Source organism: Microbulbifer maximicatervae (SeqCode), from assembly GCF_052467325.1.
Window position 1 is genome coordinate 1,116,521 of record NZ_CP174310.1, and the last position, 13,167, is coordinate 1,129,687.

Sequence of the window (13,167 nt, forward strand, 5' to 3'; positions counted from 1 at the left end):
ATTGTATGTTTAAAAAGAAAAGCATTAATGAGATTGAAGCCCCAGTAGCGCCTCCACAGTCGTCTTTGGTTCTGTTGCGGCTGAGTGAAACTGCGGATTTGACTCTGCGTTTGCATCAGTGGCAAGAGGGTGAATGGCAACAAGTAACCCTGGATTCAGAATTTGCTCAGGCATTTAATCCCGAATTTGAAGCTGTCGAAGAGCAGCCGGAATTCCCTCAGCTCAACCTTCCTGAGGGAGCCAAAGCGCTACTGATGGTGCCTGGTAACTGGGTATGGAGCGGCCTCGAAACTATACCTAAGGCAGCTCGTCGCCAGGCAAGTGCCATTGGTTACATGGTTGAGGAGCATTTAGCCCAGGATGTCGAGGACTTGCACTTTGCCTGCAGCCCCCGCACTGGTGATCTCTGCAGCGTATACGCCATTGATGTTGAAAAAATAGAAGCGCTTCACTCCCAGTTGGAGCGGCTCCAGTGGCCGCTGGCTGCTGTAGTGCCGGAGTATGAATTACTTAGCCTGATCGAAGGTGACATTCGCCTGTGGCTGGATGGCGGCCAAGCGCATATCTGGAAAGGTGCCGGGCAGGGTCTAACTGTTAATCGCGATTTTTTACAACCTCTCCTTGGTTCGCTATTAGTTGATGAAGGTGATGAATCTGAAAGCGAAGACGACTCTGAAAGCGGCGAGCCGATCGATAACAAACAGGTAGTACTGCTGGGGGCTGGCGAGCAGGATGGATTGCTGATTGCTGAGCTGGAATCCCAGTTTGGTGATGGTTTACAGCTTAACCAGCGCTCAGCGGAAGAAGTCTTTATTGAGCGGTTCAAGCTGGGACTGCTAACAAACTTGCTCACTGGAGATTATCAGTTATCGAGTAATAAGAGCGCTGCTGTTTGGTGGATGCGCCCGGCTAAAGTTGCTGCCGCTTGTTTTGTTATCCAGCTACTATTTTTCGTCGGTGCCGGTGCTTTTTATCAGTGGAAGGGCAACCAGTCTGAAGACCAGGCCCGGGCGATGTTTACGGAATTGTTCCCGAATACTCGACCGTCTGCCCAGATGCGCCGACAGCTTGAAGGTTTCCTGAAAGGCGCGGGTAATCAGGGTGGTGCTTTCTCTACCCAGATGCAGCAGTTGAGTAAAGTCTGGATTGCTCACAAAGGGGGCGCATTAAAATTGCAATCCCTTCGTTTTGATGGCCAGCGTGGAGAAATGGTGTTGCAGCTTCAGGCAGAAAACCTGTCTGATCTCGATGCATTTGTCAGCAAGCTATCTGGCGGTGGGATCAAGGCGGACCTGTTAGGTGCGAACGAGTTGAAAAAAGGTGTTTCAGGCCGTATTCGCTTACGTTAGAGCCAGCGGTTTACATAAAGCAGCCAAGCGTAAGAAGAGATTGGTGGTAGCAATATAATGAAAGAACAGATCGAACAGTGGCGCCAAAAATGGCAGGCACTTCCGCCCAATGACCAGAGAGCCTTAGGTCTGCTAAGTATATTCGGAGCCGTAATTTTTATTGTTTATGGCCTGTACTCCCCGGCAAAGGGCTTCTTTGATGAGTCCCGCTTGCGAGCGGAAGAAAATCGTGAGCTGGTTAACTGGATGGAGGGCCAGCGCCCGACGTTGGAGCGAATAAAGCCCGCAGGCGGTGGAACTGGTGGTGCTTCAGGAACTCTTCTGCAGCGCGTTACTAGTGCGGCCAAACAAAACCAGATTGTGATTAAGCGCTTTGAGCCTGAGGGTGAAAACCGTATTCGATTGTGGATTGAAGAAGTCCGTTATCAGGATTTGCAACCCTGGTTGAATCGCCTAATGCAGGAGAAAATGGCTGTTCGTACGATTAATCTGGATGCCCTTGCCGATGAAGGTATGGTCTCTGCTCGATTGACGATCGAAGGCTAGTAACCTCCCTACAGGCAGGCTCGAATATAGAACTCGGGTCTGCCTCTCCCCACCACCTCTTAAGCGCACGTCGTCATCGGCGCTCCCAATCGTGTACATCCCCACAGAAGTAGGGTGGTTTTAGGCGGAAATGTCATCTTTAGCCCTATACTGGATTAGTAATGATGAAAAAGGTGCCACTATGCTTTTTAAAGACATATCCACCAAGCATTTGGTAGAAGTGGCTGATATCGTCACACTTTCGAATCCCTACGAGCTGACTGTGGTAGGCCGTTATTTGTGGGGTGAAGAGATTCAGGACCCAGAAGTCTTCGATAAAACTGACTTATGCTTCCTCTCTGGTGAGCCACTTCCTCGATGCTGGCATGACAGCCGCTACCGGGATAAAGAGGTTCGCAGGCTTCGTTGCGGTACTCACGCTTCAGAGGATGGCGACTACTATCAGGGTGCTTGAATTTATAGTTTTACCAAATGGTACGGTGGTCGACTAGATTTTGCCAATGACTTACCAGTTGCCCTCAAGCACTGTACAATGCGCGCCAATTTTTTAAGCGAATGCACGCATGACATTTGAGCAGTTTGAAGAGTATTCCCTGTGGTTGGGAATCGGTGCACTAATTCTATTTATGGTGTTTATTGTTTGGAACCTGGCAAAAGATTCCAAGGCTGGTAGATTTGGGACATTTATTCTGTTCCTCGCTCTAGGGCTTGGATTGCTGGGATTTCTAATAAAGACCGTTTTGGTTGAAGTACTCGGGATAGGCTAGGGAGCTTCAATGGCACCGGATACCCAGTCTCTCAGGGAAGGTCGCAATGTCTATATTTGATCGCCCTGAACTCAAGGTTCAAAAAGACAGACGTATTTGCCGCGCAACTGATATGCGTATCGCCAAATATACCCGGCGCGGCATGGTGCTCTCCCTTTTTGCATTTCTGATCGCAGCCTCTATTGGCGACATGCGCCTCGAAGCTCCGCGCCTATTATTAACAATGGGAATCGGCCTGGTAGTACTAACCCTGATCAGGGGCTACTACGTTTTTCGCTTCGACCACCTGTATGGCTCGGGACCAAATCGTTGGCGCAATCGTTACTTTTTGTTCTCGATTATCGGCTCAGCCTGGTGGGGCATTACCTTATTTTACTTTGTCTATTTAATGGGGTTTGCACCTGAGACCCACTTCCTGTGGATCTATTCGGTAATCTTTTGCTCCAGTGTCACCACCGTATTTTCTCCCTACCATCGTTTCCTGACCTGGTTCACCGCAACCTCATTACTGCCAGCAGCTCTAATGGCACTGTTCTCGGGCATGATCCTGGGGACCATCTACGGGACTCTCACCCTCGCTTTTATTTGGCTGACTGCCCACCAGGGCCGTCGCGAATCGGAGAACTATTGGGAACGTCTGTCTGCGATGCAGGAGCTGCAACAGAGAGCGAGTAGCCTGGCTGCAGCCCGCAAACACTCTGAAGCTGCAGTTGAACTGACCAATGAGTTTATTGCCAATATCGGCCAGGAATTTCGTAGTCAGCTATCTGATTCCCTCGGCGCTCTGGCGCTGCTGGAAGCTGAACCATTAAACGAGCGACAACGCGAATGGGTGGAGCTGGCCAAGGCCGCCAGTAGTCAGCAGCTAAAACTGGTTGATAATGTAGGCTTGTTTACCCGTGTGGCCCGAAAGGATATCCGCTTGCGCCAGGGCCCCTTTAACCTGGTGAAAACGGTGGAAAAATCATTCAAGTTTGCAGCGAGAGCTGCCCACAGCCAGGAGTTAGAATTTAACTTCCAGATTGATGACAATCTCCCGGTGATGGTGACAGGGGATAATCGTAAAACGGCCCAGCTGATTCGCAATCTGGTGGACTCCGCTACTGGCATTGCCCAAAGAGGCGAGCTGTGGGGTGAGGTATCTTATAACCCGATCACCACGGTAGAAGGGCAGCTCTCGATCACTTTGATGGATGATGGGCGCGGTGAGATATTGCCGGACGAGAGCGAACTTTTCGGTGCCTTCTCCCGTATGGATACCACCCAGGTAACTACAGGTCTCGGACTCTCGATTGCTAAAGGCTTAGCCGAAGCAATGGGCGGTTACCTTCAACTGCATTCAACCCCAGACGGCAACCGCTATCAGGTGGTGATCAAGTATTCCACCGAGCCAAACCAGCGAACCTACCTCACACCGGATAGGAAGTTACAGGATATTGAAGTCCTGTTAATTCACCAGAAGGGCCTGTTTATTTCTGGTCTCGCGCAGGTACTGCGCTCTTTTGGGATGGATGTAAAGTCCATCCGCTGGTGCGAAGGTTGCGAGTGCGAAGTCCAGCAGTTGTTGCGCCAAGCGGTAGAGCGCAACCAATTGGTAATGATGGCACCGGCAATGGGGGATTCGACTCTTTTCGATTCCATTACGCCTTTCTTTGAAGAGTCCCAAGAGGCAAGTGATAAAGAGAGTCGCCTGGTATGCCTGGGCGGCTTTGGCCAGAAAAGTGAGTTTGCTCACCTGCAGCAACTCTTACCATCGGCACAGTATCTGAGTCGACCGGTGACCCGTAAAGAACTGCACGATGCGTTAGTGGGATTACTGTTTGGCGGTGCGAAGAGAAGCTGTCGAAGAGTGGTTACCGGTGGGGCGGATCAGCCGCGTCACTACTCTTTGTTGTTGGTGGAGGAGTCCAGGCCTCATCAATGGGTGACTGAGGAAATGCTTCAGGCCCTGGGTTACCAGGTAGATATAGCGGTAGATGCGGATGATGCTTTAGTTCGCTTGTCTGAAGGTCATTATGATTTGGTGTTAGTGGACTGCCAGCAAAATACGGATCATAGTGCGCAGATTATCGAGATACTGCGTCGCTGGGAGTCTGAGCACCGCCCGGATGATCGCCTGCCTATTGTTGCTGTAACCAGTACTACTGAAGAGCAATTTGAGGGCCGTTGCCTGGCAGCAGGAATGGATGATTTTCTGACCAAGCCACTGAGTAAAGATCTTCTTCGGGAAACCTTGGCGCGTTGGCTGGGTAGTGCTTAGCTTACTGATCTTGCTTTGATATTCGATAAGAAAACCGCACTTCAGTGCGGTTTTTTTATTTCCCATTTACTCAAGGTGGGCGTCTTATGGCTTTGGAAGTTGAGAAAAGTGCTATTCCAAAGACTCATTATCAGTCGCTATTGAAATGATCGGCACCGAGAAACGGTTTTTGGTTTGGGGAAATAGGAATGGCCGCAGCAAATGCTGCGGCATTCGACAAAGTATGGGTTAGAACTCGTAGCGAATCCCCATACGAGCACTCCATAGAGAGGCATCGGTCACTCGGGTTTGCCCCGCTGGGTCCAGGAATTCCTCAAATACGTAGCGCCCTTGGTTGTCGATGCTGGCCGTTACCGCTGACTGGTAACGAGGGAATCCGCCCTCATACATAACGCCCCATTCGTCATTCAGCAGGTTGCCCAGGTTTTCAATAACAAAGTACGCGTTAACCCGGTCTTCAGCACGCCATCCCGGTAGTTGTTGGTCGATACGCAAATCGAACTTGGTCCACCAATCACTGTTAAGTGAATTGCGTTCCTTAGTCCCGCTATCCAGGTCTTCAGAGTCAACCCAGGCGAAGAAGGCCTCAGTATCGAAGTCATCTGCAAATACAACATTGGCATCATCGGCGCCTGAGGGTACGTAGAGCAGGCCGCGACCCCAGCCCGCATCACCAAAGATCTGATCACCAAACGTGTAGCTGTATGGAATGCCTTCATTGGCAGAACCAAACAAGGTGAATCGTGTTTCGTAGCCTGAGAAAAACTCTTGGGTGTAATCCAACTTCAAAGTGAAGCGATGGGGAACTACATAGTTTGATGTTGCAGTGCCTGGATTCTGTGCATCAGCGGTAGCGATTTTGGTGTAATTGGAGTAAGCCACAGAGCTGGTCATGGGGTTAACATCTTCAGCTTCGGTGAAGGCATAGCCAAGGGCAATACTCAGGCCAAAATCAAAAGACTTGCTGAGGCCGAGAGAAAGTACGCTGGAATAACCGGAATCGCCATCCACATTGGTCAGCATGAAGTCTTCGCTGCGACCATTGGCACTGCCGTAAATCGGGCGCCCATCAGCAGTCGAGTCAACTTGCTCAAGAGAGATATCTTGAATAATTGCGGCATCTTGATAATCGCTGTACAAATAGTCTATAGATGCTAAATAACCGGATTCAAATTCGTAGCTACCGCCGATTGCATACTTCCAGATGGATGGCAGTTCAAAATCCGGATCCATCAGGTTGACCCCACCTACAGAACCATCACTATTTGCGACCATATCATAGAGGTCTTGTGGGATTTCATAGATCGGATCGCCGTTATTGGTCCAATCCATATCAAATAGGGGGGTGCCGCTTCTATCTTGGGCTTCGATTTGCAGAACACCATTATTTGAGTAGTTATTGGAAATCCATACATTGGGATTCCCACCGGAGTAAAGGCCGATACCACCGTGTAACTCCAGGTTATCGTCAAGGTTCCAGCTTAGGCCCAGGCGAGGCTGTAGCAGGTCCAGACCATTCATATTGTGCTGGTTGGAAAAGCCATAAGTAGAGGTTATGTCTGCGTTAGCTACTGGCTTGTCATCACTGCTGTAGCGGTCATAACGCAGTCCCGCAACCACTGTCAGGTCCAGATTTGCGAAGGTATATTCATCCTGGGCGTAGAGTGTATCGATGCTGTAACTAAATTCAGCGGCGGCATCCAATATATTGTTGGTGCCGGCTGCATTTTCATAGGTTACCCGGTTGGCAATCCCGGCTTCAAAATCTTCGATGCTATCGAAACGGTATTCGCCGGCAGCTTCCTGGATAAACAGGTTGTAAACATCGAAATTTTCGTGCTCGTAGCCTGCAGTTAAATTGTGTTCACCCAGCAGCAGTTTACCTGCGAGCTTAAAAGTAAGGTTTTCATAACTCAATTTGTTCGCATGACGTGAGTCATCTGCTCCCAAGTAAACCGTTGCACGGGAATCGCTGCCATCGTTATCGTGGTCATTATAAGTGGTGATTTGTACTTCACCGAAGTCAGTTCCACCCAGGGAGTTTTGGCGATTGTCCAAATCGGAGTAGCCAATCTTCACCTCTGTAGAGAATATGTCACTCCAATCGGAGAAAAGCTGTGCAACATAGGAGTTTAATTCGGCTCCGCGCTCGTAATAGTGGTTGGATAGTTCCAGCTCATCGGGGTCATTGTCGGCCTCGGCTATGGAAAAGCCGTCGTTGTAGTTGTAAGTAAACGCAGCTCGGTGATCGTCAGAGATATTCCAATCAAGTTTCACCAACAGCTTTTCGTCTTCTTCTGGCATGCTGGTGGGTAGGCCGCCCGGATTGTAGCCATAGACTTCATTGGAAATACGAATAATCTCATTGAGCTGCTCTTGGGAAACCCCTTGTACTTCGGTGGCAGAGCTGCTGCCTGCAGGTCCTCGGTCAAAAGTGGCAACGCCTTCCAGCTTTTCATAGGCAGCAAAGAAAAAGAGTTTATCTTCGATAATGGCTCCACCGAGAGTTGCGTTGTAGCGCTTCTCATCAAAGCTGGCCACATCGATATCGTCACCCTCCAGGGAATCACCACGAAAACCATCATCGGTGTAGTCGTAGAAAAATGAACCATGCCACTCATTGGTGCCGGACTTGGTCACTGCGTTGATATTACAAGCGCTGAAACCTCCGTACTGAACATCGAACGGCGCCAGTTCGACGGCGACATGATCGATAGCATCATACGAGAACGGCATACGTTCAGTGGGGTAGCCATTGCTATTTAGGCCGAAGTTGTCATTCATGCGTACGCCATCAACCGTAAGGCTATTGAAGCGAGGGTTGGCGCCGGCGCACTGGATAGCATCAACATTGGCTTCATCCACATAAACTCGCGGATCGAGACGTAGCACATCCTTGATATCGCGATTAATGGAAGGGGCGCTGGCAAGGTCGCCACTGTTAAAGTGCGAAGATGGACCTACAGCTAAGCGGGAGGTGCTGAGCGCTTGTCCCAATACGGTTACTTCTTCCAGGTTGCTAGTGCCGAGGGTTAGGCTCAGAGGGAGGATATCACCAACGGAGAGGTAGATATCTTCAATAACTCGCTGGCCTTCCTCGGAATCGATGGTGACGGTGTAGGGGCCACCCACTCGCAGGCCACTCAGGTTAAATTGCCCCGCGTCGCTGACTTCTACTTCACGGCGGCTATTGGAGGGGGTGTGAACCACTGTTACAGTCGCATTGGTAATTGCTTGACCGTTGCTTGCGGAAATAGAGCCGCGAATGCCGGCTGCAGTTTCCTGTGCCTGAGATACCTGCGCCGTACTAGCAACAGAAATAATCGCCGCAGATAGTAATACGCGCGGGAACAGAGAAGGTTTCATAGCGTTTTCCTGGTCTAAAGAATTGCCAACTCAAGTGGCCCAAGTAATTATCGAGTTTTGCTCTTGCAACTTAGGTTCCAAGTTCCAATGGAGGCTGTTATGTGATTTTTATTGGGTACTGTCTAAGAGCTGAAGCGATTATGTAGTGCACATATAAATAAATTATTACAGCCGTGAACTTGTCACATACTGGCGTTAAAGTACCCAGCAAATTCACTCTGGCGGACATGCCCAATGAGCATACGATTGATAATTGCCTGTATAGCAGTTGCACTATTCGGACTCACAGCTATGACACAGGCATACGCTTGGGGAGATGATGGCCACAGGGTCGTTGGAGAAATTGCATGGCATTACCTGGACCCGGAGGTAGCTGCCGAAATAGAGTTGCTCCTTGATGAAGTCGGTGAGCCGCACCTAGCTGAATCCACAACTTGGGCTGATCGAATTAGATCTAACGAGGCTTACAACTGGGCTGCGCCACTCCACTATATAAACCTGTCGCGAGATTGGAGTACTTATGTTGAGGAGCGGGATTGCCCTGCTGTAGGGTGTATATTAAAGGCGATCCAAAATTATCAGAAGGTACTGGCCGATCGCTCGCGCACCAAGAAAGAGCGAGCAGAAGCACTAATGTTTATTGCCCACTTTGTTGGAGACCTTCATCAGCCGCTACATACCGGATTACTTTCGGATAAGGGTGGTAATGATGTGCAAGTCCAGTTTTATGGGAGTGAAACAAACCTACACGCACTTTGGGATATTCACTTAGTATCCCGTTTAGTTTTAGATTGGCAAGATTACGCTCAGGAGCGAGTAAAAAAAATTAGCGGGTCCGAAAGGCAGCTTTGGCAGTCTACCTCGGTTGAAGTTTGGGCCCAGGAATCCCACAAATTGGCCCACAAGCTGGCCTATACCACTGAAGCACAATTGGGTGAAAAGTACTTTCTGCGCTGTCAAGACTCTGTTGAAATGCGATTACAACAGGGTGGGGTTCGTCTGGCATCTGTACTGAACGGTACTCTGGGTAATCCAGGAATCGATGTTGTCAGTAAATAATTCTACTCCAGGCTTGCCTCAACCTTTGGTCTGATTGTGGTGAGCCGAGAGCCTTGGATCTTCAAAATTTGCCAAGTTAGCCCCCAATTTTGTGTAGCCTGGTTACACATATACCTGAATTGTTGTTTTATTTTAGAATTTATTTGTAAATAGCGGCCAATCGATCTCGATATGGTAGTTTTCCAGTCACCTGTACTGAAAGTCTGGTGAAAAATGCAAGAATTGTTTCTTTTATAAGGTTGGTCAAGGTAGGTATGGCCTAGGATGACTCCGGTACTTAAAGACATTGATAAGTTTTTTCTGCCTGACTCACAGGTTGATGTTGCTACTGATCTTAAAGGAGTTTCAGCAAGTCAATCTTCTAGGGTTCGAAGATGGAAGTACTATTAAGCCTGAAGGGAAAACTAAAAAATTATAATTTCTTAGTATGTATCTGCGATTTTATTAATTGTAGGGTGATTTTTTAATAGCTTCTTATAGTTTGATTTTTTGATGGGTAAGCGATTAATTTTTAATAGTGGGTTTTTAGGGGTCACGCATCCACCTTTTAATCTCTTTGATAAGTTTTTTTTGCTTATTAAGCAGTGTAATCTCTAAGTAGTATTTCTTCCTGAAGTGTTACCTTCTCTCTTTGTATACACACCTTTCGTGTTGACACCCTTGTACCTGTTTGGTATCAAATAATCTTGAGTTGCATGGTGAATTTATCAGTTTGTATTTAGCCCTTAGAAATAAAAATAATGATTCATCGGGTTTAGGTGTGAATTGAAAGAATTCTTGGCTAAACAAAATAAGACTTTAATGCTGACGTTATTTACAGTCGTTATGGAGGATGTCATCGATGAGTGGAAGAGGTTTTAATCCTAGGGCGTGCCAGGAGCACTTTGCTGGTATTTGTTTTGTATCCAGCTTGAGGTCGTACGGCTCTCTATTTTCCAGGTTTTATGCGCAATGGCAGGGCAATGGAGGAGTAGAAAGCTCGCTGGGTAGGACATGGAATGGGCACACCGCACTAATTTCCGGTAGCAATGGGGCTATCGATACGATTGTTGGTTGGGATCCCAATAGTTCTTGGAGTGCATTTACAGGTTCAGTAGGTGGGCGCCATAATAGTATGCGGCCTATTGACGGCCGTTGGCGTGATGACACTGGCATGAACGCGGATCCAACAGCGCAATACTATGGTCTTAAAATTAGTCAGACTCAGCACAACGACTTCAGGAAATTTTTACGAGAGGAACTTTTAGGCACCCAAGGATTTGGGAACCACCTCAACGACATTCCCGGCATGACATTCCAATATGCATTTGCTCCTGGTAAGTGGATGGAAAGACTTAGCTCTTTGGAGGGGAATAATAACGGTCAATTACAAATTATTTCTAATTGCTCGGATGCGGCTTTTCACGTGTTGGCAAGTTTCCTTTACGATTGGCGTAAGGGAAATTACGTAACTGAATTGGCATCATTTATGAACACTGGAGATGAAAAAAATAAAAACATGTCTCAAGGCCGCTTAATGCAGTGGTCAAGTCAAATGGGGCAGCAGGGCTAAAGCTAATTAGGGGAACAGGTGATGCAGTGAATTACAATTTGCATCGCCTTATTCCCAGTAGCAAAAAATCTGGGCTGAAGTCAGCTAGTGTAGAAGAGTAACCGAAAGCTTCTCTAGAGGGTTACGCTACTTTATGGAACTTCGCAACCTTTAGCGGCAGTCCATATTTTGTACCACTGCTCTCTACTTAAGTTGAGTTTTAAGCTTTCAATAGCCGATTTGACTCTTTCAATACTTCCTGAGCCCACAATCGCTAAGGGCTTGGAAGGGAAGCGTCGTACCCAGGCATAGATTACTTGGTCAATATTGGCAGCCCCGACCTCTTCTTTAATACCGTCCAAGGTGACACGTATACGCTCAGCTTGGGTATCTGACCTAGTGAAAATCTCTCCGCCTGCTAGGCAGGACCAGGCCATGGGGTGAACCCTATATTGCTGTAACTGATCCAGGGTTCCATCCTCTGCCACGCTAAAGTTGACAGGGTTGATCTCGACCTGATTTGTTACCAGTGGGGAGCTTAACCGGGACTGCAGCAGGTCAAATTGATAGGGAGTAAAATTGGAAACGCCGAAGTGCTTTACCTTGCCAGCCTTTTCGAGCTCGGTGAATACGCTAGCGACTTCATCCGCATCCATCAACATATCCGGCCGGTGAAGAAGCAGAATGTCGATATGCTCCACGCCAAGACGAGAAAGGGAGTTATCGACCGAGTGCCGAATATGATCAGCACTGGAGTCATAGTATTTTACCTTTCTGCCGGGATGCTTTTCAGAGAGCAGCTTAATGTTGCATTTGGTGACAATTTCAATGCGATTGCGAATAGAGCGATCAAGCCTTAGCGCCTCGCCGAACAGTTGTTCGCAGGAGTAGTCCCCGTAGATATCTGCATGATCGACGGTAGTAATTCCAAGGTCTACATGCTGTTTCAGGAATGTCAGGCGCTCCTGAGGACTTAGGCTCCATTCACTCACACGCCAGTAGCCTTGAATTAGCTCTGACAGTTCCGGCCCGTTGGGGGATGCTTGCACTCTATTAACCACTGAATACCTGCCTGGTCGAAAAGTGCAAGGGTATTCTTGTTCCTGCTGATTCTCAACGACTAATGTGACGAGCAGATTGCCGATAGCCACATCCTCATGTCAGGTTGACAGTTGAATTAAGCAGCTAACGAAACCTGAGTAATCGTTTATCACTTTCTTAATACTTTTTTTCTGTTCGCTTCTCCTGAGCGAAGATCTTTCAACAGGGAAGCGCTGCATGGATAGCGCTGATAAAAAAGTTACCGGCTGGCTGATAATTATTTATTCAAATCCAATGCTGCCGGATTCGGAAAAATATAACCATTTCTATATGCAATATTTGGAAGTAAAGTTCTAAGCATGACATATAGTGTGCTCAGTTCTTTCGGTCTGTAGATAAAGCTCTATTTTTTCTCCGAATATTTTAAGTTTTTCACTAGTACTGTTGTCATTGTGGACAATTGATATGTATCTGGATTTTCTTAAATCTTTCAATCCATGAGTGAATTAATTGTTTCTGTGGCCATCTTGGCCGACGGTTGGTTGTCTATGGTTATATGTTGGTAAACATCGGTAGCCCCATTTAATACTCAGAAACCAATCTGTTGTTTAGACAAGTCATTTATTGGTGTCGCAAATGTTGATGTCAGCCGTAAGATTTCCTCGGCCTGTGGTTCTATTGCTGTAATCCTATAATTGGTACGCAAATAAATTGTGATAGCAAATATTGAGACCGGTGAGTTCAGGTAGTTGTTTTAGCGGCCATCATGATTAACAATAGTGCCAGCGATATGTACACAATAACTTTGGCAATAGCTAAAAAGAAATAAACAACAATAATGTAGTGGGTGTACGCATATGGAACTGGTAGCTTTGCGCCGGGGCTTTAAGCTCTTGTCCCTGGTTTTGATACTAAATGTCATTCAAGGATGTTCTGAGCCTCCGCAGGATAGTGAAAAAAACCGGGCATTTTTGACCCAAAGAGCGCTGTCTCTTGCGCCCGCTGATCCGGAAATCGCTGAAATATATACTCGCACTTGCCGCAGCTGTCACAGCACTGGCGCCAGTGCCGCACCCCTTACCGGAGATTTAGCCAACTGGAAGCCTCGTATGGAGAAGGGGATGGATGTGTTGGTGGAAAATGCTATCAATGGGTTCCAGGGTATGCCGCCACTAGGCCTTTGTTTTGAGTGCTCCCCCGAGCAGTTTGAACAGTTGATTGTCTTTATGGCTACAGCGGAGTAAAGGA

The 13,167-nt window shown here is 47.8% G+C and carries 10 protein-coding genes; 8 read left to right on the forward strand and 2 right to left on the reverse strand.

The window, feature by feature from the left end:
* Window positions 1-5: 5 nt before the first annotated feature.
* The 5 genes from gspL (at window position 6) to ACJJIE_RS05320 (ending at window position 4,922) form a co-directional block, all read left to right on the forward strand.
* Window positions 6-1,349, forward strand: coding sequence for a type II secretion system protein GspL (gspL, locus tag ACJJIE_RS05300; protein ID WP_444893809.1), 1,344 nt, complete (start codon window positions 6-8; stop codon window positions 1,347-1,349).
* Between the two features lie 57 nt (window positions 1,350-1,406).
* Entirely contained in the window at window positions 1,407-1,895 is a 489-nt protein-coding gene (locus ACJJIE_RS05305) for a type II secretion system protein M (RefSeq protein WP_282932715.1), read from the forward strand.
* A gap of 181 nt (window positions 1,896-2,076) precedes the next feature.
* Window positions 2,077-2,349, forward strand: coding sequence for an acetyltransferase (locus tag ACJJIE_RS05310; RefSeq protein ID WP_282932716.1), 273 nt, complete (start codon window positions 2,077-2,079; stop codon window positions 2,347-2,349).
* 109 nt (window positions 2,350-2,458) lie between these two features.
* The gene (locus ACJJIE_RS05315; RefSeq protein WP_282932717.1) at window positions 2,459-2,662 is read left to right on the forward strand and encodes a DUF2788 domain-containing protein; all 204 of its coding nucleotides are present in this window, start codon (window positions 2,459-2,461) and stop codon (window positions 2,660-2,662) included.
* Between the two features lie 46 nt (window positions 2,663-2,708).
* Window positions 2,709-4,922, forward strand: a complete 2,214-nt coding sequence (locus tag ACJJIE_RS05320; RefSeq protein ID WP_444893810.1) for a hybrid sensor histidine kinase/response regulator — start codon at window positions 2,709-2,711, stop codon at window positions 4,920-4,922.
* Between the two features lie 228 nt (window positions 4,923-5,150).
* Here ACJJIE_RS05320 and ACJJIE_RS05325 read toward each other — a convergent pair whose 3' ends face one another.
* Window positions 5,151-8,288, reverse strand: a complete 3,138-nt coding sequence (locus ACJJIE_RS05325; protein WP_444893811.1) for a TonB-dependent receptor — start codon at window positions 8,286-8,288, stop codon at window positions 5,151-5,153.
* A 291-nt stretch (window positions 8,289-8,579) separates the two neighbouring features.
* Here ACJJIE_RS05325 and ACJJIE_RS05330 point away from each other — a divergent pair, with 291 nt between their 5' ends.
* On the forward strand, window positions 8,580-9,347 hold the full coding sequence (locus ACJJIE_RS05330) for a S1/P1 nuclease (protein WP_444893812.1): 768 nt from the start codon (window positions 8,580-8,582) through the stop codon (window positions 9,345-9,347).
* Window positions 9,348-10,188: 841 nt separating this feature from the next.
* Entirely contained in the window at window positions 10,189-10,899 is a 711-nt protein-coding gene (locus ACJJIE_RS05335) for a hypothetical protein (protein WP_444893813.1), read from the forward strand.
* Between the two features lie 131 nt (window positions 10,900-11,030).
* Here ACJJIE_RS05335 and ACJJIE_RS05340 read toward each other — a convergent pair whose 3' ends face one another.
* Window positions 11,031-11,927: an aldo/keto reductase gene (locus ACJJIE_RS05340; RefSeq protein WP_444893814.1), complete on the reverse strand. Its 897-nt coding sequence runs from the start codon at window positions 11,925-11,927 to the stop codon at window positions 11,031-11,033.
* 849 nt (window positions 11,928-12,776) lie between these two features.
* On the opposite strand from ACJJIE_RS05340, the gene ACJJIE_RS05345 reads away from it, so the two are divergent.
* Window positions 12,777-13,163, forward strand: a complete 387-nt coding sequence (locus tag ACJJIE_RS05345) for a c-type cytochrome (protein WP_282932724.1) — start codon at window positions 12,777-12,779, stop codon at window positions 13,161-13,163.
* The last annotated feature ends 4 nt before the right edge of the window (window positions 13,164-13,167 follow it).